Source organism: Spartobacteria bacterium UBA695, assembly GCA_002298145.1.
Taxonomy (GTDB): domain Bacteria; phylum Verrucomicrobiota; class Verrucomicrobiia; order Chthoniobacterales; family Chthoniobacteraceae; genus UBA695.
Genome location: DBMP01000015.1, coordinates 349,597 through 370,506, shown reverse-complemented (window position 1 = coordinate 370,506; position 20,910 = coordinate 349,597). Strand labels below are relative to the sequence as shown.

At 64.1% G+C, this 20,910-nt stretch carries 15 protein-coding genes; 8 read left to right on the top strand and 7 right to left on the bottom strand.

All coding sequences use genetic code 11. The features are described from left to right. Positions 1 to 627 precede the first annotated feature (627 nt). The 3 genes from B2828_RS10525 to B2828_RS10515 form a co-directional block, all read right to left on the bottom strand. Positions 628 to 1,947, bottom strand: a complete 1,320-nt coding sequence (locus tag B2828_RS10525; RefSeq protein ID WP_479633690.1) for a hypothetical protein — start codon at positions 1,945 to 1,947, stop codon at positions 628 to 630. 204 nt (positions 1,948 to 2,151) lie between these two features. Next, positions 2,152 to 3,234, bottom strand: a complete 1,083-nt coding sequence (locus B2828_RS10520) for an agmatine deiminase family protein (protein WP_479633689.1) — start codon at positions 3,232 to 3,234, stop codon at positions 2,152 to 2,154. Positions 3,235 to 3,272: 38 nt separating this feature from the next. After that, entirely contained in the window at positions 3,273 to 4,172 is a 900-nt protein-coding gene (locus B2828_RS10515; RefSeq protein ID WP_479633688.1) for a carbon-nitrogen hydrolase, read from the bottom strand. Positions 4,173 to 4,429: 257 nt separating this feature from the next. Here B2828_RS10515 and B2828_RS10510 point away from each other — a divergent pair, with 257 nt between their 5' ends. Further along, on the top strand, positions 4,430 to 4,927 hold the full coding sequence (locus B2828_RS10510; RefSeq protein ID WP_479633695.1) for a peptidylprolyl isomerase: 498 nt from the start codon (positions 4,430 to 4,432) through the stop codon (positions 4,925 to 4,927). Positions 4,928 to 4,954: 27 nt separating this feature from the next. Here the strand turns inward: B2828_RS10510 and B2828_RS10505 are convergent, their stop codons facing one another. Beyond that, positions 4,955 to 6,307: an APC family permease gene (locus B2828_RS10505; protein WP_479633687.1), complete on the bottom strand. Its 1,353-nt coding sequence runs from the start codon at positions 6,305 to 6,307 to the stop codon at positions 4,955 to 4,957. 64 nt (positions 6,308 to 6,371) lie between these two features. Here B2828_RS10505 and B2828_RS10500 point away from each other — a divergent pair, with 64 nt between their 5' ends. After that, entirely contained in the window at positions 6,372 to 7,472 is a 1,101-nt protein-coding gene (locus B2828_RS10500; protein WP_479633686.1) for a hypothetical protein, read from the top strand. A gap of 254 nt (positions 7,473 to 7,726) precedes the next feature. On the opposite strand, the gene B2828_RS10495 is transcribed toward B2828_RS10500, so the two are convergent. Together B2828_RS10495 and B2828_RS10490 are read right to left on the bottom strand one after the other, a co-directional pair. Beyond that, a complete protein-coding gene (locus B2828_RS10495) occupies positions 7,727 to 8,215 on the bottom strand; it encodes a hypothetical protein (RefSeq protein WP_479633685.1) in 489 nt (162 codons plus the stop codon). Positions 8,216 to 8,326: 111 nt separating this feature from the next. Further along, positions 8,327 to 9,094, bottom strand: a complete 768-nt coding sequence (locus B2828_RS10490) for a helix-turn-helix transcriptional regulator (protein ID WP_479633684.1) — start codon at positions 9,092 to 9,094, stop codon at positions 8,327 to 8,329. 93 nt (positions 9,095 to 9,187) lie between these two features. Here B2828_RS10490 and B2828_RS10485 point away from each other — a divergent pair, with 93 nt between their 5' ends. Beyond that, positions 9,188 to 10,534 (top strand): Gfo/Idh/MocA family protein, encoded by a 1,347-nt coding sequence (locus B2828_RS10485; RefSeq protein WP_479633683.1) that lies wholly within the window; start codon positions 9,188 to 9,190, stop codon positions 10,532 to 10,534. Between the two features lie 176 nt (positions 10,535 to 10,710). Here the strand turns inward: B2828_RS10485 and B2828_RS10480 are convergent, their stop codons facing one another. After that, positions 10,711 to 11,862, bottom strand: coding sequence for a XylR family transcriptional regulator (locus B2828_RS10480; RefSeq protein WP_479633682.1), 1,152 nt, complete (start codon positions 11,860 to 11,862; stop codon positions 10,711 to 10,713). Positions 11,863 to 12,025: 163 nt separating this feature from the next. Between B2828_RS10480 and xylA the strand changes: the two genes are divergently transcribed. From xylA to B2828_RS10455, 5 genes are all read left to right on the top strand, one after another. Next, entirely contained in the window at positions 12,026 to 13,345 is a 1,320-nt protein-coding gene (xylA, locus tag B2828_RS10475; protein WP_479633681.1) for a xylose isomerase, read from the top strand. Between the two features lie 95 nt (positions 13,346 to 13,440). Beyond that, complete coding sequence (locus tag B2828_RS10470) at positions 13,441 to 14,961, top strand: xylulokinase (RefSeq protein WP_479633680.1); 1,521 nt, start codon at positions 13,441 to 13,443, stop codon at positions 14,959 to 14,961. Positions 14,962 to 15,016: 55 nt separating this feature from the next. Further along, complete coding sequence (locus B2828_RS10465) at positions 15,017 to 16,456, top strand: sugar ABC transporter ATP-binding protein (protein ID WP_479633679.1); 1,440 nt, start codon at positions 15,017 to 15,019, stop codon at positions 16,454 to 16,456. Between the two features lie 7 nt (positions 16,457 to 16,463). Then, complete coding sequence (locus B2828_RS10460) at positions 16,464 to 17,447, top strand: ABC transporter permease (protein ID WP_479633678.1); 984 nt, start codon at positions 16,464 to 16,466, stop codon at positions 17,445 to 17,447. 248 nt (positions 17,448 to 17,695) lie between these two features. Beyond that, the gene (locus B2828_RS10455) at positions 17,696 to 20,878 is read left to right on the top strand and encodes an autotransporter domain-containing protein (protein WP_479633677.1); all 3,183 of its coding nucleotides are present in this window, start codon (positions 17,696 to 17,698) and stop codon (positions 20,876 to 20,878) included. Positions 20,879 to 20,910 lie beyond the last annotated feature (32 nt).

Below are 20,910 nucleotides of genomic sequence, written 5' to 3'. Positions count from 1 at the left end.
TTGGACTGTGCGGTTGAGGCGATCATGCTTTAGCACGGACTTGCTATAGCGCTCCTTGCATTAAGCAGTCCTGGACCGTCGTCGATCTGCCCCCAACCGTGCCGGAGCGGTCGGCCGACCGCTCCGGCAAATCCAGCCGCCACAAGCCATAACTCATGGCTAAGAGAAAAGAGAGGAAAACGAACCGGGTTGATGAGGGGCTTCTGCCGCCCCTCAAACTCCCCGCACCGCTCGCCGCGGCAGGCGTTCGGGGGGAACTTAAAGAAAGACATGCCGGACAACATACAAGGCCGTCGCGGCTGTTTTATAGCAGCTTGTTAACTCCCGGCCTCCTTTCGGATAAACCGGAGGAGGCTGAGTTATCAACCTAAACAGCCCAAGGACGATCATGACGCCGTTTTTTTACTCGGATACTCCATACCGCTGGCATTACGTGGATGCCCAAAACAACCTGGTTGGCCCCGTAAACGCCGAAACCCTCGATGCCCTTTTCTTGGCAGGGGTTATTTCCCTAAATACCCGCGTCGTTCGCGAAAATGAAACGGAATTTCAGCCCTATAGCTCCATCTTTACTGCCTCGAAACCACGGAACCCATTCCTTTGGAGCGATTTTGATTCGTAGGTGAGCTAAAACGGCTCCACCGAGTCGAGGTGCGTGGTGATGGCCCAGGCGTCCAGGAGGGGCATCCGCTTGAGTTCATGGCCGGGGCCCCAGGTGTCGGAGTAGAGGATTTCGCCGGTTTTGTCGTTGTAGCCGATGATGAGGCGCATGTGGCCGCCGGGAATTTTGGCTTTCGAGCCGTCGGGGAGCACACCCAGCATTACGCCCCAGAGGAGCGGGACGCCTTCGCCGACGCGGGTTTTCACGTTGCGCTGGAAGCTGTCCAGCTCGCCCTTGCGCCGGGCGCGGGCGGCGCGCAGGACGTCGGGTTTGGCCTGGGCGTAGAGCTCGCCCAGCATGTAGACGTCGCTGCTGAGCGGGATGTCCTTGGTTTTTTTCGCCTCCTTGGCGTAATCGCTGATGAGGTCCTGGAACTGGATCTCGTAGACGGTGCGCACGTGGATTTTGAGGCGGGCGGTGAGCTTTTTGAGCGACTCCATCATGGCCTGGAGGCTGGTGCCGTACATGGCGGAGCTGTTGGCGAGCTGGGCGAGTTCGTTGGCGTCGGTCTTGATGCCGTAGTAGCGAAAGAGGCGTTCGCAGGCGGCGACGACGCAGTAGCCTTTTTCGCCCTGGTCGACCATGGGGACGTCTTTGATGACGACGTCGCCCCCGGCGGGGTCGCGCGTGACGTGGCTGGGGCCCCGGAAGCCTGCTTGCTCTTTGCGCGAGGCTTCAAAGGAGGCCGCGAGCATCCCCTTGGCCCGCAACGAGGGGGTGATCTGGAGCCGGACGAATTCGGCGCGGAAGGGGGCCTTGGTAGCGGAGTATTCCAGGAGGTAATCAGTCTGCGGGCCAGCCCAGATGACGCCGTCGGCCCGGACGGCTCCCGAGGCGTCGCGGCCCCGGGGGGCGAAGGGAAGGTGCGTGGCGGCGGAAAGGGCGGCGACGGCTTTTTTGACCAGGTCCTCGTAACTGGGGCGGTCGAGCTCGCCCGCATCGCCTCGGTTGTAGAGCTGGAGATCGACGCTGGTGATTTTCTCTCCCTGGAAGCGAACGACGCTTTGGACGACGGGCAGCCCAAGGAAGGTGACACACTTGCGGGTGCTCTGGGCGGCGTCGTGGGCTTGGGAGAGCCAGCCAAACGCGGCGTCTTTATCCGCGTCCTTGTGGGCTTCGACGAATTGCGAGGCGGGCGTCTGCCAGAGGTCCGGTGCCAGGAACGCCGCGTCCAGCGCCACGGGCGGCGGCGGAGTGGGGGTGGGCTTCGGAGCTTTTTTGGCCTCCTGGGCCTCGCTCGCCAGGATCGGCCAAACCAGAAAAAGGAGCAGGAGCAGCTTTCTCATATGAGTAATACTGGTTGTACAGTGATTTAGTCCAAGGCCAAGAAGCTAAAAAGTTCTCGTTACGAATCTCCAGATTCGTAACGCAAGCTGTCCGGGAATCTCAGCCCTACGGAACGAATCAGAGATTCGCAGACAGAAGACGTTCCCAATCTGGAGATTGGGAACGAGGCCCAACGAGGCCCACGAGCGCCAAAGGGGTTATGCTCAGCCCGCGACCGGCTGCTGCTGGGTGAGGCAGTGGAAGGCCCCCAGGCCCCAGATCAGCTCGCGGCAGTCGATGCCGACGACTTTCCGCGTCGGGAAGACGGTCTGGAGGACCGAGGAGGCCCAGGCGTCGGCGCTGTCGCCGTAGGTCGGCAGGAGCACGACTTTGTTGGCAATGTAGAAGTTGGCGTAGCTGGCCGGGAGGCGCTGGCCGTCGCGGATGATCTTGCCGGGCATGGGTAGCACGTGGACTTCCAGCGGCGAGCCGTCTTCGGCGTCCATTTCCTTGAGCTTGGCGAGGTTTTCCTTGAGCGGGTCGTGGTTCGCGTCGTCCTCTTCGTCCTCGACGCAGGTGACGACCGAGTGGGGGCCGACAAAGCGGGTGAGGTCGTCGATGTGGCCGTCGGTGTCGTCGCCTTCGATGCCGTCGCCGAGCCAAAGGATGTTCTTTACGCCCAGGTAGTCGCGCAGTTTCCGCTCGATCTCGGCTTTGGTGAGGTCGGGGTTGCGGTTCGGGTTGAGGAGGCAGGAGCGGGTGGTCAGCAGCGAGCCCGAGCCGTTGACGTCGAGCGAGCCGCCTTCCATGACGATGCCGGGGTAGAAGACTTCCATCCCGAGGGCCTTGCCGACTTCGGTGGGCACGACGTCGTCCAGGTCAAAGGGCGGGTACTTCCAGCCCCAGGCGTTGTAGTCCCAGTCGATGATGGCCGGTTTCGGGTCGCCCTTGCGGGTCAGGAACATGGGGCCGTGGTCGCGGCACCACGGTTCGTTGGTCGGGATGTGGAAAAAGCGAACGTGGTCGGCGCGGGCTTTGTTGCGGGCGAGCACCTGGCGCACCTCGGCCTCCTGCTCGGGGCCGGAGACGTTGATGTGGACGCGCTCGGAATCAGCCAAGGCGTGGACGATTTTTGCGAAGACGGGCAGCACGGAATCGTAGGCGCCGGGGAAGCTTACGCCATCCCGGTTGGGCCACGAAAGCCAGGTTGCCTCATGGGGTTCCCACTCGGCGGGCATGCGGTAGCCCAGTTGAGCCGGGGTGGGCGCGGGGTTGCCTGGGGAGTTGGGGGAGTCAAACGAAGTCATGGAACTAATGGGAAATAAAAAGCCTGGGGGAGGCTACCTCAAAGGAAACGTTGGTCAAGGCCCTGGTAGGCATCAATGCGGCGATCGCGCAGAAAGGGCCAATGCACGCGCTGGCGGTCGATTGCGGAAAGGTCCACCGTGACGTGGAGGATCTCCTCGTGGTCCACGGCGGCCTTGGCCATGATCTGGCCCGAGGGGTCGGCGACAAAGCTCTGGCCCCAGAATTCGATGCCCGCGCCGCCATCCGGGGCTTCGTGCCCGATGCGGTTGACGGCGGCGACGTAGCAGCCGTTGGCGATGGCATGGGAGCGCTGGATGGTTTCCCAAGAATCGTGCTGGCGCTCGCCGTATTCGGCTTTCTCGGCCGGGTGCCAGCCGATGGCGGTGGGGTAAAAGAGGATCTGGGCGCCGTGCAGGGCGGTGAGGCGCGCGGCCTCGGGGTACCACTGGTCCCAGCAAATGCAGACGCCGATTTTGCCAAAGCGGGTCTCCCATGCGCGGAAGCCGAGGTCGCCCGGGGCGAAGTAAAATTTCTCCAGGAAAAGCGGGTCATCGGGGATGTGCATTTTCCGGTAGGTGCCCAGGAGCGTGCCGTCGGCGTCGATGATGGCGGCGGTGTTGTGGTGGACGCCGGGAGCGCGCTTTTCAAAGAGCGAGGCGACGATGACCACGCCGTGCTGGCGCGCGGCTTCGCAAAGGGCGTTGCTGGTGGGGCCGGGGATGGGCTCCGCCAAATCAAAGTAGCGGTAGTCCTCGACCTGGCAGAAATAGACCGAGCGGAAAAGCTCCTGGAGGCAGATGATCTGGGCGCCTCCGCGGGCGGCTTCCTCGATGCGCGTGAGGGTGCGGGCGAGGTTCTCCGCGGGGTCGGCGGAGCAGCTCGTCTGGATCAGCGCGAGGTGGACTTGTTGGGGTTCGTGGTGACGTTCTTGGGTCATCGAGAGGAAAAATAGCGTAAACCCATCGCATAGGAGAACTTTTTTCGGGGCAAAAAATTCATCATAAAAGCCCCGGAGGCGTGGTTTTTTCTTGCATCCTGCTCTGCGCTGGACAACGGGGCAGCCCCGCATTTATCGTTCGGCTGCCTATGATTTCCTCAAAATTCTTTCGGATTGCCGCCGCGCTGCTCGGCCTGGCCATCCCGCTCACGGGTATGGCTCAACAACAAGCAGCCCCAAAACCAGACACCACGAAAATGAAAGACATCCGTATTGTGATGAAAACCAACAAGGGGAACATTGATCTGACGCTGTTCCCGTCGAAGGCGCCGGTGACGGTCGCCAGCTTCCTGAACCTGGCCAAGCAGGGCAAGTATGACGGGATCGTGTTCCACCGGGTCATCAAGGATTTCATGATCCAGGGTGGCGACCCCACGGGAACGGGACGCGGCGACCGCGGCTACAAGTTCGAGGACGAGTTCGTGCCCGAGCTGCGCTTTGACCGCCCGGGTCTGCTGGCCATGGCCAACGCGGGCCCCGGCACCAACGGCTCACAGTTCTTTATCACGCACGTGCCGACCCCGTGGCTCAATAATCACCACACGATCTTCGGCGCGGTGACCAAGGGCCAGGACGTGGTGGACGCCGTGGCGCAGGGCGACAAGATTACCAGCATCGAGATTCTCGACCCGGTGGACGATCTCTTCGCCGCCGAGGCCGACCGCATCGCCCAGTGGAATGCGGCGCTGAAGTAAGCCGCTTTTTTGTAAAAAGCTTTTTTCTTAGCCAAGAAAACCGGCTCCGGAAACGGGGCCGGTTTTTTTTGTTTCGCGCGGCGAGAAGTAATAGAGCAGCAGGCCGAGCGCGAGGGTCCCCAGCCCGGCGAGCGATTCTTTCGGCTGGGTGCAGACGACGTAGCCCATCATCCAGCCGGTGACGCTCAGGAAAATCAGCGGTGTGACGGGATACCCCCACGCGCGGTAAGGCCGGGGAAGCTCAGGCCGCCGGAAGCGCAGGATCACCATGCCCAGGACCGTCAGAAACGAACAGAGCAGCAGCGTGAACTGAACGTAAATAAGCGCCATCTGAAAGGTCGCCGTGCAAAGCAACAGAATGACCAGCGCGAGCTGAAAGAGAATGGCCAGGGCCGGAATGCCCCGCCGGGTTTTCCGCCCCAGCAGGCGCAGCGCCCATAAGTCTTCGCCCATGACCATCGTGACGCGCGGACCGGCCCAGGTCATGGAGCTGATGGAGGAAATGAGCGCCAGCGAGATGAGCCCGCTTACCCAGCGTTCGCCACCGGAGCCGAAAATGCGGGCCCCGGCGATGCTGCCGATTTGCAACTGCCCGGCCAGGGCATCCAGGGGCGTGGTGCGCAGGAAGATGTAGTTGAGCCCGACGTAGAGGACGGCGACGAGCAGCGTGCCGGTGAGGAGCGCCCGGGGAAGGTTGCGGGCGGGGTCGCGCACTTCGCTGGAGATATAGGCCGCGGCGTTCCAGCCGGAGTAGGCGTACATGACGTAGATCAAGCTCACGGCAAAAGGGGCGCTGGCGATGCGGCCCAGGTCGCCCGCCTGGGGCAGAAACGCGAGCGGCTGCACCGGGCCGAAGAACCACCCGGCAGCGATGAACGCTACAATTAAGACAACTTTGCCCCAGGTAAACGCATTCTGAAAGACGCTCCCCGCGCGCACGCTGCACAGGTGAACGCTGCTTACCGCCACGACGAGCCCCAGCGAAAGGGCCAGCGCGGGGACGCCGGGAACGACCCCCTGGAAGTACTGCCCAAAAGCCATGGCGGAAAGCGCCACGGGAGCGGCGAACCCGGCGGTCGCCGAGGCCCACCCAGCCACGAACCCGGCGGCGGGGTGGAATATTTCGGAAAGAAAATGGTACTCGCCCCCCGCCCGGGGCATCGCGGCCGCCAGCTCGCCGTAAGCCTGCGCGCCGCAGAAGGCGCACACCCCCCCGAGCGCCCATAGGAAGAGCAGCGCAAAGCCCGAGGGGAGCCCGCCGACCTGGAAGCCAAGGCTCGTGAAGACGCCGGTGCCGATCATGTTAGCCACGACGAGCGCCGTCGCGGTGACGAGGGAAATGGAGGATTGAGCCGCCGGGGTTTCTTGTTTAGAGTGCAAGGCGTTTCCAGCTTATCCCGGCCCCGGGGACGCATCAAGCCACAAGCCGGGTCTTTCCTGATTCATGAAAACAGTTTTTCCTCTTCTCGCCGCCGCGCTCTGCGCTGCCGCCCCTCTCTTTGCCCAAAGCCTCGATGGCGACCTTTCCGCCACCCCGGTTCGCCGCGCCACGCCCGTCAACGGCTTTGCCATCCAGGAGGATTCCTCGGATGTCGATACCGCCTCGCAGTTCATCGCCGGGCTCCGACCCGCCTCCGGCCCCCTGGCTGAGCTGGCCGATGCCCCGGAGTGGAAGTCCTATGCCCGGGAGCTTGACTCAGCCTGGCAAAACTTCGACACGTCCCGCCTGCTGCCAATCCGCAACTGGATGCCCCAGACGCTCCCTGGCTTCCGCCCCGAGACGGTTTTTTACCCCTTCAGCGGGCCGGACTACATCTACGCCCGGACCTATTTCCCTGACGCCACGACCTACGTCCTCTGCGGCCTGGAACCGGCGGGCGTGGCCCCTTCGCTGCAAACCGTCCAGCCCCTGGCCCTCACGCTCGGGTGGATGCGCCTCTCGACCAAGACGTTCCTGGAAGCCGGGTACTTCATCACCAAGGAAATGCGCGTGCAGTTTAAGCAAAGCCCGCTCCAGGGGACCGTCCCGGTTATCTGCCTGATGATGGCCCGCAGCGGGGACCGGATTATTTCTGTAAAGACCGACGCGACCCATGCCGAGATCCGCTTCTCCGCCCTGGGCGAGAGCCGCGTGCGCACGCTCCACTACTTTTCGGTCAACCTCGCCAACGACGCGCTGCGCAAAAACAAGACGTTCCTGGATTTCGTGGCCCACCTGCAGCCCGACACGGGGTACCTGAAATCGGCCTCCTACCTGCTCCACGAGGGCGAGTTCTCGCTGATCCGCGACACGATCCTGGCCAACTGCCCGGCTGTTCTCCAGGACGATTCGGGCATCCCGATGCGCGCTTTCGATCCCGCCCGCTGGAACCTGGCGGCCTTCGGCGTCTACGCGAACCCGCTGGACATTTTCAAAAAATACACCCAGCCGGATCTCGCGGCGTTTTATGAGGCCCACCCCTCAGCGCGGCTCCCCTTCGGCGTCGGCTACCACTGGGACCCGAAGACGGCCAACCTGATGCTGGCCCGCCGCACGGCCCAGTAGTGATCCATGAGCTTTTAGAGAAGACAGGCTCGGCAATTTAGACAGATCCCCATGCCCCGCAGACGGGGATTCACGCGGTATGAAAAAAAAGGGGGAATTCTATTCTCACGCAAAGGCGCAAAGAGTCCTGCCTTTCTTTGCGCCTTTGCGTCTTTGCGTGAGCCCTCTGCCTTTTTTCTGGGACACCTATTTTCGGCTCAAAAACCTACAGACCCCCCAAAAAAAGCTCCTGTTCATCCTGTCTTTAGAGCAATTTACGACGGCTTGATATAGACGCCGATCAACGGGCGCGGGTAGGGCGTGGGCGAGACAAAATCGCTCACAAAACCCGAGACGGTCCGCAGCTCCACGTGCCCGCCGTCGGCCCCGTCGTAAACAATCACCGCCCCCACCGGCGCTCGGAGCGGATCAGAGACGGGGATGCGGGTGAAGCCGTAGCGGGCGCAAAGTTCGTCGCCCGCCTGCTTGGCCCACTGCGTGACGGGCCGCGTATCGACGACGCCCGCTGCGAGCAGCGCGTCCTTCACGGAGCGCCAGCAATGCCAGCGCGGTTTGGTGGCCGTGCCCGCGCGCTGGGCGGCAAGCTCTGCCGCGCGGATCATGTGCGGATCGTACCGATAGACCTCCGCTTGGGCGCCAAACCATTTCTTCATCCACTCGCGCAACCCCTCGGGGTCGCCGGGAGCGGCCTGGAGCGGAACGGCGCAGGCAACGCAGAAAAGTAACAGAACAAAACGCTTCATGACAAAACCGCAGCGCGTCAGAATGCGGTAGCGGCACGCCTTTTTTATCAGCGCCGCGCCGATTTGGCAACCCGCGTTCCCAACCCGGGGAATTCTCCAAAGATCCCCCCGCTACGGCTGCCACGCCTGGGGCGAGCATCCGAATTTGTTTTTGAAAGCGCGGGAAAACGAACTTGCGCTCCCAAAGCCGCAGCGCTCGCCCACTTCCTCCAGCTTTACCGAGGGCTCCGACATCAGCTGGATGGCCCGCTGAAAGCGCAGCTGATCAAAGACTTGCGCGGGCGACGCCTGCAAGACTTCGTGAAAAAGCCGCCGCAGGTGCGCGGGCGAAACGCCCACCGCCCGCGCGAGGTCGGGAAATGAAGGGCTCTGCTCCATCCGCTCCGCGTACCAGACCATCGCGGCATTGACGCGGCCCTCGGGAAAGCGCTTGGACTGGGGCTGCCGCGCCAGGGCCTCGCAGGCCATCAAGCTCAGAGCGGCCAGCGCGTATTCGTAACAGAGAATCATGCCCGGCGCGGGGTGCTCCCAGTAGCTCCCCACCTTGCGCGTCAGCTCGCGGATTTGCCGCACATTGGCGGGCGTCAGGGCCAGCTCCAGGTAGCCCTTCGCATCGAGCATCCGGCTCAGCAATTCCGGGGCGGAAAGAAAATGAAACACCGCCACTTCGGCCGTTGTTGCCTGCTCCGAGGTCCAGCCGTGAGCATGCCCCGGCGGAAAGATCCACAGGTGGCTGGCCTCTATCGGCCCAGGCCCCTCGGGAAAAAGCGGCGCAAGCCGGCCCCGGAGCACCGCCTGGAACTCCCATGCCCGCCGCCGCGCTGGCTGGATCGGCGCTTCGCCATAGCGGCGTTTGCCGCGCCCGAGGTAAATCAGCATGGCGCGTATCATCCGGAAAAATGAGCGCAAATGTCAAGTGGATGAGTCCGGGGGGTATTCCGGTTTTCGGGGAAAACAGGCACGATCAAGCCCATGGAAAAAATCACCACCTACGCCATCGTCGGGTTGGGCGGCAGAGCGCGGATGTACCTGGAAGCCATCGGCAAAACCTTTACCGCCACTTCCCGCCTCGTCGCTCTCTGCGATCGCAATGAAGGCCGCCTAAACCTCGCGGCTGAGCTCCCCTACGTCGCGCCGTTCGCCCCCAAGAAATTCGCCGCCGAGCAGTTCGACCAGATGATCGCCGAGACCCGTCCGGAGATCGTCATCGTCACCTGCCAGGACTCCTTCCATGATCTCTACATCTGCCGCGCCATGGAGCTGGGCTGCGATGTCATCACCGAAAAGCCGATGACCACCACCGCCGAAAAGGCGCGGCGCATCCTGGAGACCAAGCAGCGCACCGGGCGCAACCTCCGCGTCACCTTCAACTACCGCTACTCGCCCCCGCGCACGCAGATTAAAGAACTCCTGATGTCCGGCGTCATCGGCGACATTCTCTCAGTCGATTTCCAGTGGATGCTGGACACCGCGCATGGTGCGGATTACTTCCGCCGCTGGCATCGGCATAAAAGCAACTCCGGCGGGCTGCTGGTACACAAATCCACGCACCATTTCGATCTCGTTAACTGGTGGCTTTCCGCCCTCCCCAAAGAACTCGTCGCCGCCGGGCACCGCCGCTTTGCGACACCGCAAACAGCCCAGCGCCTCGGCCTCGCGCACCCCGCGCCCCGCTGCTTGCAATGCGCGGAACAGGCCCACTGCCCGTTTTTCCTCGATCTCGCGTCCAACGAAGAATTGAAGTCGGTCTATCTCGATCAGGAATCCTACGACGGATATCACCGCGACCAATGCATCTTCAGCCCCGACATGGACATCGAGGACTCCATGCAAGCCATCGTGAACTACGACAACGGCGTGACGTTGAAGTACAGCCTCAACGCTTTCTGCGCATGGGAAGGGTTTACCATCCAGTTCAACGGAACCAAGGGCCGCCTTGAGCACAAATGCGAGGAAACCGTCTACATCAACGGCGACGGCACCGTTCCCGGCGCGTTGAAAAAAGAAGGCACCTTCACGCGCATCTACCCGACCCGCGAACCCGCCTACGAAGTCCCGCTGTGGACGGGCGAGGGCGGCCACGGCGGCGGGGACGCGGTACTACTCAAAGACCTGTTCGCGCCCGACGGCCAGGACAAATATTTGAGGGCGGCAGACCAGCGCGCGGGCGCGGCGTCGATCCTGTGCGGCATTGCGGCCAACCGTTCCATTGCCGAGGGCGGCTGGGTCAAGATCGAGGACCTCGTCCCGAATCTGGAGCGGCCCGACTACCCGCCGATGCCGACCCCGTGCACCCCCTTCACGCTTCCGCTGAAATAGTAATATCCAAAGCGGTAGAATATTGCTGAGCGACAAGAGCGCTCGGAAAAAATGAAACGGGCTCTCGAACGGGAGTTCCGCAGTGGCTTCTTTGAGCCGCAAGCGGGAATCCACCCATCGTTCGACAGCCCGCTTCATTTTCCGCGCGCTAGATAACTATTTTCCTATTTTAGCCGCTACGCCCGCCGGAATGCCGCCGGAGTCATCCCCGTTTCGCGTTTGAAAAAACGCCCGAAATAGGTCGCCGACGAAAATCCGCAACGCTTTGCAATCTCCCCCAGCGCCAGGTCCGAGTACCGGAGCAGATTCTGGCTGCGCTGAAGCCGGATGCGGCTGATCTCCCCCGCCACCGAACGCCCGAGGTGAAGCCGGAAAAGATGGTCCAGCGTGGAGCGCGAAACGCCAGCGGCTTCGCAAATCTGCCCCACCGTCGCCGCCGTTCCCGCCTCGGCGCGGATCAGCCGGGCAGCGCGAATCACCGTCGGGTCCCCCGCCGCCACCGTCTCCGTTGAGCTTCGTTCCACGATCCCGCGTGGCGGTACCTTGAGGCGCATCTCCGTCGGTTTCCCCGCCAGCAGACGCGCGATCGTCTCCCCCGCCGCATAACCGATCCGCTCCCCGTCCGGCTCCACGCTTGATAGAGTGGGGCGGCAGAGGCGGCAGATAATCTCGTCATTGTCCACGCCCAGCACCGCCACGTCCTCCGGAATGCGGATGCCCGTTTCGCAGCAGGCGTTGATCACCTGCTGGCCCCGGATGTCGTTGCACGCCAGGATGGCCACCGGCTTGGGCAGCGCGCGCAGCCAGGCCGCCAGGCCGGCTTCCGCGCCGCTTTTTTCGAACTTGTAGAGATCCTGCCCGGCGCGCGTCGCCCGCGAGGGGGCGTAGAGATGCACGCGATTTTCCCCCTCCTCCAGCCGCGCCGCCTCCTGCCGTTGGTCCGAGAAAAAAACGCTCGGGTAGCCGCAATACGCCAAGTGGTGAAACCCCGCGCGCCGGAAAAACTCGAACGCCAGGCGGACAATCGCCGCGTCGTCCGATTCGATGACTGGCATTTGCGGGCTGCGGCAGCGCCCATGCACATCCACCACCGGGATGCCGAGGGCCGTGATGCGCCGGAAGAGCGTCTGGTTGGGGATGTAGGCGATGAGGCCGTGGAGCCGCTGCTTGGCGAGCCATGCCGGGAATTTCTCCACCTCCGGCCGCTCGTGGGCCAGCAGCAGCCAGTCGTCGCGCGTATCGGCGTAGTTGGCGATGCCCCGGCAGATGCCCCGCCCGTAGGCGCGCGAGGCGTCCACCATCACGCCGACATGGATGGGCTTTTTCATGGGTGAATACCGGGAAATCCCCGATTGCTAAATAAAGGCGGGTTTTACGAAAAAAGGACAGCGACTGACCTTTTCTTAACGCGTAGGGTGCCCTCGAAGCCAGAAGTTATTTTGGCCGTTCCCCAATCCGTTTTCCCGAACCACTCGAATTCTCTCTACCTCTATGAGTACCTACTTCCCTCAAGTCACCCAGCCCATCGCCTACGAAGGCCCCAAGAGCAAGTCCCCGCTGGCCTTCAAATGGTATGATGCCAGCCGTGTCATCGCGGGCAAGACCATGGCCGAGCACTTCCGCTTCGCCGTCGCCTTCTGGCACACCTTCAAGGGCACCGGCGCGGATATGTTCGGCCCCGCCGCCTGGGTGCGCGACTGGAACTGCGGCTCCCCGCTCGAAGCCGCCGGACACGCCTTGCGCGCCAATTTCGAATTCACCCAAAAGCTCGGCGCCCCCTTCTACTGCTTCCACGACCGCGACATCGCGCCCGAGGGCGCCACGTTTGCCGAGTCGTGCAAAAACCTGGAGGCCATCGTCGCCCAGGCCAAGGAACTGCAAAAGGAGACCGGAATTAAGCTCCTCTGGGGCACCGCCAACTGCTTCTCCAACCCCCGCTACACCCACGGCGCGGGCACCAACCCCGACCTTAACGTCTTCGCCTACGCCGTCGCCCAAGTGAAGCACGCCATGGAAGCCACCTACGAGCTGGGCGGCGAAAACTACGTCTTCTGGGGTGGCCGCGAAGGCTACGAGACCCTGCTCAACACCGATTACCCGCAGGAACAGGAGCAGTTCGCCCGCTTCCTCCAGCTCGCCGTTGAGCACAAAAAGAAGATCGGCTTCAAGGGCCAGTTCTTGATCGAGCCCAAGCCGAAGGAACCGACCAAGCACCAGTACGACTTCGACACCGCTACCGTCCTCGGCTTCCTGCGCGCCCACGGGCTCTACGAGGACTTCAAGATCAACATCGAGGCCAACCACGCCACGCTCGCGGGCCACACCTTCGAGCACGAGCTGACCGTCGCTTCCGCCGAGGGCAAACTCGGTAGCATCGACGCCAACCAGGGCGATTACCTGCTCGGCTGGGACACCGACCAGTTCCCGAGCGACCTCTACTCCACTACCGCCGCCATGCTCGTCGTGCTCCAGCAGGCGGGCGGCATCGGCTGCGGCGGCTTTAACTTTGACGCCAAGTGCCGCCGTGGCTCCAACGACGCGCTCGACCTCTTCTACGCCCACATCGGCGGCATGGACGCCTTTGCACGCGGCCTCGTCGTGGCGGATCGGCTCATCCAGGAGAAGGCCCTCTCCGGCTTCGTCGCCGAACGCTACAGCTCGTGGAAATCCCCGCTCGGCGAAAAGATCCTCGCCGGAAAAGCCTCCTCTGACGAACTGGACGCCTACGTGCGCACCCAGGCCGAACCGACCGTCAAGAGCGGCCGCCAGGAGCTGCTGGAGATCATCCGCAACGAATACCTCCTGGCCTAATCCAAGGCAGGCCCAACCCTTCCGCGTTACGAATCTCCAAATTCGTAACGCGATTGTCTTGGAATCTCCCGATTCCAAAAGCACAAGATAATCCCATGCCCCTCTACCTCGGCCTCGACAGCAGCACCCAAGGTCTCAAAGCGATCCTGATCGACCCCGCCCGGGGAGAAATCGTCACGCGCGCGTCGGTGAACTACGGCAACGACCTGCCCGAGTACGCTTCCCCCGGCGGCGTCCTGCCCAATGACGATCCGCTGGTCAAACACGCCGACCCGCTCATGTGGCTTGCCGCCCTGGACCTCGTTCTGGAGCGGCTCAGGCAGGCGGGCGCGCCGCTCGCGGAGGTCGCGGGCATCGGCGGCTCTGGCCAGCAGCACGGCTCGGTCTATCTCAACGAAACCTTCTTTGAAGTGGTCGATCAACTGCGCCCCGGGGAGTTCCTCGCCGCGCAGTTCGCCCCGGCGCTGGCCCGCAAAACCTCGCCCATCTGGATGGACAGCTCCACCGGGCCCGAGTGCGCCGAGATTACGGCGGAGATCGGCTCCTCGCTGCAAACCTTCACCGGCTCGCCCGCCATCGAGCGTTTCACCGGGCCGCAGATTCGCAAATTTTCCAAAACTGAACCGGAGGCCTACGCCGCCACCCGGCGCATCCACCTGGTTTCGTCGTTTCTCTGCTCGGCGCTTTGCGGGGCCGACGCCCCCATCGACTTGGGCGACGGAGCGGGAATGAACTTGGCCAACCTCGCCCGGATGGAGTGGGACCCGCACATCGCCCGGGCCACCGCGCCCGGCCTTCGCCAGCGCCTGCCCCGGCTGGTGATGGGCTCCAAGCGCGCCGGACGGCTGGCCCCCTACTTCGCCAAGTACGGCCTTGCGCCCGGCATCCCCGTCGCGGTCTGGACCGGCGACAACCCCGCGAGTCTCGTCGGCTCCGGCGCGATCACCCAGGGCACCGCCGTCGTCAGCCTGGGCACCAGCGACACCTTTTTCGCCGCGCTCGACTCCTACAAGCTCGACCCCGAGGGCTACGGCCACATCTTTGGCCACCCGGCGGGCGGCTTCATGAGCCTTACCTGCTTTAAAAACGGCTCGCTCGCCCGCGAACGCGTCAAAACGGAGCTGGGCGTCGACTGGACCTTCTTTGACCGCACCGCCTTTGATCTGACCCCTCCCGGCAACGAAGGCCGCTGGGCGCTGCCGTGGTTCGAGCCGGAGATCACCCCGCTCGTCACCACCCCGGGGCTGAAAGCCAACTTTGCCTACGACGCCGCGCCGCCCGAGGTGCGCATCCGGGCCGTCGTCGAGGGCCAAGTCCTCTCCATGCGGCGCTATTCGCTCTGGATGGGCGAGTTCCAGCGGCTGCGCGTCACCGGGGGCGCTTCGCAGAGCGAGGGGATTTTGCAGACCCTCTCCGACGTCTTTGGCACGCCGGTCGAGACCATCTCCACCACCGATTCCGCGGCCCTTGGCGCGGCCTTCATCGCGGCCAACGTCGCGGGCGGCCACCCCTACGAGCGCCTCGCCGCCGCCTACTGCCCGGCCTGCCGGACCATCGCGCCCCGCCCCGATGCGGTGGCCGCTTACCAGCGCCTGCTGCCCGAATTCCGATTCTAGGCTGGGGGAGGAGTCGCCGGGGGGAGCACGCCTCCCCGCTATTGGGCGACTTAGAATGCGACTCGAAGCCAGCGGAATCTACAAACACTATGGTCCGGCCACCGCGCTTAGCGGAGCTGGAATCGCGCTCCGGCAGGGGGAAATCCATGCCCTGCTGGGGGAGAACGGCGCGGGCAAAAGCACGCTGGCGCGTATCCTGAGCGGCTCCGAGCCGCCCGACGCCGGAACGCTCCTTCTCGACGAACGCCCTTACGCCCCGCGCGAGCCGCTGGAGGCCATCCGCCAAGGCGTGGCCTTCGTCGGCCCCGTCTCGCGCCTCGCGCCGGACCTGACCGTGGAGCAAAACATCGTCCTCGGCCAGGAGCCGGAGCGCAACGGCTGGATCGACCCCGCCCGGCTGCGCGAGCAGGCCAACTGGGCGCTGGGCGAACTCCAGAGCCTCGACCTCCCGGCCACCGCGCGCGTCGCCACGCTCGGCCCCGCCGACCGCCAGCGCGTGGAAATCGCCCGGGCGCTGATGGCTGGTTCGCGCGTGCTGATCCTCGACGAGCCGACGCGCTCCCTTTCGCACTGGGAGACCGGCCCGCTTTTCTCGACCCTCCGCCGTCTCGCGGGCGGCGGCGTGGCCATTCTTTTCGTAAGCCATTTCCTGGAGGAAGCTTTTGCCCTGTGCGACCGCTTTACCGTTCTGCGCGAAGGGCGCACCGTTACCTCGGGCCTGATGGCGGAAACCACCCGCGCCGCCCTGCTGGAGGCCATGGCCGGAGAGCCGGTGGACGAAACGCCTCGGCCCCGCATCGCTGAGCGGCACCGGGGGCGCGGCGTCCTCTGGCTGGAGGGGGCGGGCGGGCGCGAGGCTGTGCGCGGCGTCACCCTTACCCTGCACGAGGGGGAGATCCTCGGGCTCACCGGGCTCGACGGAGCCGGACGCCGCGAGCTGCTCCGGCTGGTCATGCGCTCCGAGCCGTTGCACCGGGGGAAAATCTGGCGCGGCGGCACGGTTGCCATGGCCGCCCCGGCTGACCACGCTATTTTCGGGAGCATGGACGTGGCCGATAACCTGACGATGCCCGCCCTTTCCAAGTACAGCACGCTCGGCATCCTTTCGCTGGAGGACCAGGCCTCCGCCGCGCAGGATTGGAGCGCCAAGCTGCATTTGCGCGCCCGTTCGCCCCGCCAGCGTGCCTCCACGCTCTCCGGCGGGGCCCGGCAAAAACTGCGCCTCGGGCGGCTCTTGATTCAGCCCGCCTCCGTCCTCCTGCTCGACGAACCGGCGCGCGGCCTCGACTTCCGCTCGCGGCTGGAGATTTACCGCCTCGTGGACGCCGTCGCCGCCGAGGGCAAGGGCATCCTGTGGGCCGGGTCCGACCCCGGGGAACTGCTGAGGGTCTGCGACACTATCGCGCTTTTGCGCCACGGCGAGCTCGTGGATTCCCGCCCGTCCGGCGAGTGGACCGAGCCCGAAATGATCGCGGCAGCTCTCGGTCCTCCCTGATTTCCCTATGCACCCATTGATCCAACAGCATTGGCGGCGCGTCGCGTTTGAAGCCGCCCTCGTGGCGGCGGTCCTGGTGGCGCTTTTTGCCGTGCTGCTGGCTCCCGCGCCCGATGGCGGGAGCGCGGGCTCGTTTTTCTGGACCGCCGATAACGCGCGCTTCGTGGCGATTGAGGCGCTCTCGGTCAGCCTCGGAGCGCTCGGAATGGCGCTCGTGCTGCTCGTGGGCGGCATCGACCTGAGCGCCGGGGGCTGTGCCGTCCTGGCGGGCGTGGTGGCGGCGGCGTTGCTCGGGCGAGGGACGCCGGTGCTTCCCGCGCTCGGCTGCGCGCTGCTGGCGGGCGGCGCGCTGGGGGCACTGAACGGCGCGCTGGTCGGGTTTGCCCGGACGGCGGGGGCCTCGTGGCTGATCACCCTGGGCACGTTCGGCATCGCCCGGGGCGCGGCGCATTGGATCGCCGGGGAGGACACGACGGACGTTCCGCTGGCCGCTTCCAACACCCTTCGCGGGCTCAACCTCGCGCCGGGCCTGCTGCTGGTGGCGCTGCTCACCGTAGGGTTGGCGGTTCTCCTGCGCATCACCGTTTTTGGTCGGCACTTGCGGGCCATCGGCTCCAATGAAGAAGCGGCGCGGCTCTGTGGCGTGCGCGTGCGGCTCACCAAGGGCCTCGTCTACACGGCCGCCGGATGCCTATTCGCGCTGGCGGGGCTCGCGGGCATGGCCGTGGCGGGGCATGGGAGTACGCGAGCCGCCCTCGGGCTCGAAATCGCCTACGTGACCGCGGCGCTCTGGGGCGGCGTGCGGCTAGGCGGCGGCTCCGGCGGTGTCTGCGGAGCGTTTATTGGCGCGCTGGGCATCACGGCGCTCATGAACGCCGTCCAGCAGGCGAGCTGGCCGGTGCCGTTGCAGGAGATTGCCATGGGCGGCCTGCTCATCGCGGCAGTGGGCATCGACCGCCTGCGCCACGGGCCTCTTACCGGGATCAGGTAAGCGATTTTCACTCTCCGGGATCGGTAAAATATGTGCACGCATAAGTAAGGTGATTTGATAAGATTGACGCGTATGTGGCCCTGTTTTAGGGTGTCCATTCAATGGACTGCTTTTCCCGCGCTTCGACATTTTTTTCACCATGGCATCGGTTCCCCGGTTTCCAGAGAATTCGTACTGGCTGCCGGCTCGTATTCATCGGAATTTTGGCGGGGATGAACGCGTTGGCGTGGGGGGATGGGGCCTCCCTTGTGATCGACTCCACCTCCTCGGGGGCGATTAGCTCTGGCTCGTACGGTTACGTGGCTGTCGGTTATTCTGGTTCAGCGGCGTTAACAGCGCGGGGCGTTACTGTCAGCGTCACCAATACCTCCATCGGAGAGTATGCCGGGTCCTACGGTTCGGTGAGTATGGTTTCCGGCACTTGGACCAATACCAATAGCTTATGGATTGGCAAATCCGGCTCCGGAGTGCTGATACTTTCTGGGAACCTTCTCACCAATTCGGACGGCTTCATTGGCCAAGCGGCCGGTTCTTATGGTTCCGTGGAAATAACCAGCGGAACCTGGACAAATACCGGTGTCCTTGAAGTCGGCGTCGACGGCAAGGGGAAACTGGCCATCAACGGCGGCTGCGTGGTCGACAACTACGGCTACATCTCGGTCGATTCCACGGGTTATGGCGCGGTAGTTGTCAACAGCGGCACGTGGAAGACGATGAATGATCTTCACGTTGGCTATTCCGGTTCAGGATCGCTGACCATCAATAGCGGCGTCGTCCCCGCCCATGAGACCTATGTGGGAACCTATGGGGGGCCCGGCTCCGTCGTGTTGAATAGCGGCACCTGGTCCGGATGGGCGATGAATGTTGGTACCTACGGCACCGGAACGGTGACCATTAATGGTGGCCTTGTTGACCAAGTGGCCTCTATGATTGGCTATTCCGGTATAGGCAATGTGGTGATGACCGGGGGCACTTGGAGCTCTTGGAGCCTTTCTATGGGCGTCGCCAGCGGGGGGATCGGCACGATGAGTGTCACCGGGGGATCCGTGGAGGCGCTCAACGGGATCGTGGTGGGAGAGAATGGCACGGGTACGCTGAACCTCGACGCCGACGGCGTGGTGGGGATAGGCTTAGAACAAGGCGGGCTGGTGCTTGCCTCGGGGACGGGCTCCGTGGGAACGCTGAACTTCGGTACGGGCGGGACCTCCGTGGGAACGCTCTACGCCACGGAGGTGTATGGCAGTTCAGGCGTAGCCACCGTCAATATCAACTCCAGCGGGCGCAATACCTTTGGGCAGATTTTTGCCGGTAACCTGAGCGTTAACGTCATTGGCTCGGGCCTGACCATTTTTACCGGCGAGAACTGGTACACCGGCCCCACGCTCATTCGCTCCGGTACCTTGCAGATCGGCGATGGCGGCACTTCCGGGGAGCTGCCGGGCAATGCGGAGAACCAGAGCGTGCTGGTGTTTAACCGCTCCGATATCGTCACCGCCTCTGGCGTTATCTCCGGGACGGGCCGCCTTATCCAGAGCGGCCCGGGAACGCTGATCCTCACCGGCAACAACGTTTACACGGGAGTCACCGCCATTCTTTCGGGCACGTTGCAGGTGGGCGACGGCGGCGCGTCGGGGTGGATTTCGGATACCGTGGTGGATAACGGCGTTCTCGTCTTCAACCGCTCGGATCTGATGATCTACTCCGGCGGCATTTCGGGCACCGGCGGGCTGATCCAAGGCGGCACGGGCGAGCTGGTGCTCACGGGTAGCAACACCTACAGCGGCCCCACCACCGTGGTTGGCGGCACTCTGGCCGTCAACGGCTCCATTGCTGGCGACGTCACCGTGCTGGGGGGCATCCTCGGTGGCAGCGGCGTCATCCATGGCAACGTTTCCAACCAATCGCTGGTCAGCCCCGGCAACTCGCCCGGCACGTTGACCATCAACGGTAACTACGACCAAGGTTCCTCAGGCGCGCTGCTCATCCAGATCGCCTCCGCCAGCGTTTTTGACCACCTGGTCGTCACGGGCACGGCTTTCCTCGGCGGCGGTTTGGTGTTCGAACTACTCGACGGCTATACACTGCGGCGGGGCGACCGCTTCAGCTTCCTTACCGCCGGGGCCCTCAGTGGCACTTTCGCCGCCTCGAACCTTTCTTCCCTCGATACGGGCACCCCGGTGAAAATCCTCCTGGCCTACACTGGAACCGACGTCACGCTCGAAGCGGTCCAGGGGCGCTTCGCCGACGTTGGCGGCTTCACGCCTAATCAACGAGCCGTGGCCGAGGCGCTCGACCGCGTGGTCGCTTCCTCGAAAGTCTCGGGCCTGGTCGATCTCCTCGACAGTACCTCCAACCGCGCCATTCCCTCCAAGCTGGAGCGCATTGTTCCCACCAGCCTCGTCCCGATGTTCGATGCCATTATCTCTTTCGACCAAGTGCAGACCTCCAACCTCGAACAGCGGATGCAGGAGATCCGCAACGGCGCTCCGGCGGGCTTTAGCGCCAGCGGCCTGAGCCTCGTTGATCCGCACGGCACCCGCGCCACGGCAGGCGATCCCTCGGCCAAACAGGCCATCGGCAAGGATGGCAAGGCGCTGGCTCCCGCGCCCATTGACAGCCGCTGGGGCTTCTTTGTCAACGGTTCCGGTGAATGGGTAGATGAGGAGAGCTCCGCCATCGCCCGGGGCGCGGAGTTCGCCACCTCCGGCATCACCACGGGGGCCGACTACCGCTGGGGCGACCACGCCGCCTTCGGGCTCACGGCCGGTTACGCCAATACGCTCGGGGCGGGTTACTCCAAAGGCCCGGTGCGGATCGACAGCGGCAAGCTCGGGGCCTACGGCACGCTTTTTGGCCGGGGCGCGTACCTGAACGGGGCGCTTGGCGGCGGCTTCAACGACTACGCCACCCGGCGCGATAGCCTCGGCGGAACGGCCTGGGGCGACTCGGACGGCACCGATTTCAACGCGATGCTCGGCGGCGGCTGGAACTACACCCGGGGCTGCCTTAATGCCGGGCCGCTCGCATCGCTGCGCTACAGCTGGGTGGGCATCGACGCCTTTGACGAGCACGGTTCGCTGGCCCCGCTCAAGATCGGCAGCCAGAACGCCGATTCGCTAAAAAGCGCTCTCGGCATGCAGGTGTCCACCTTTTTCCCGGTGGGGAAAACGGCGCTCGTCAGCCCGCAGTTAAAAGTGCAATGGCTCCACGAATACCTGGAGAGCGCGCGCGGGATCGGCGCGAGCTTCCTGCCGGGGGGCGACTTCACCGTATTCGGCCCGGAGCTGGGCCGCGACAGCTTGCAACTCGACGTCGGCGCGAGCCTCCAGCTTTCCCCTCGAATCGGCGTGTATGCCTTCTACATTGCCGGGCTGGGCCGTTCCAACTCCAGCTCGCAGAGCGCCACCGGCGGCGTGCAGGTGAAGTTCTAGACTTCCCTGCTCTTTCTCCGCCGAAAGGCCAC